A 222-nucleotide genomic window follows, 5' to 3' on the forward strand; every position below is an offset into this window, starting at 1 on the left:
CGGGCGGCCAGCGCCAGCGCGTGAACATCGCGCGGGCGCTGGTGCTGCGCCCGCGCCTGGTGATCCTCGACGAAGCCGTCTCGGCGCTCGACAAATCGGTGGAAGCGCAAGTGCTGAACCTGCTGCTAGACCTCAAGGCCGAGTTCGACCTCACCTACGTCTTCATCAGCCACGACCTGAACGTAATCCGCTACCTGTGCGACCGCGTGATGGTGATGTACC

1 protein-coding gene is annotated in these 222 nt (G+C 64.4%); it reads left to right on the forward strand.

Annotated features, from left to right (window positions below):
* Positions 1 to 222 (forward strand): ATP-binding cassette domain-containing protein (locus OR16_RS37165; RefSeq protein WP_006164235.1); only part of this gene is annotated, 222 nt, incomplete at both ends.

This window comes from Cupriavidus basilensis OR16, assembly GCF_000243095.1.
Taxonomy (GTDB): domain Bacteria; phylum Pseudomonadota; class Gammaproteobacteria; order Burkholderiales; family Burkholderiaceae; genus Cupriavidus; species Cupriavidus basilensis_D.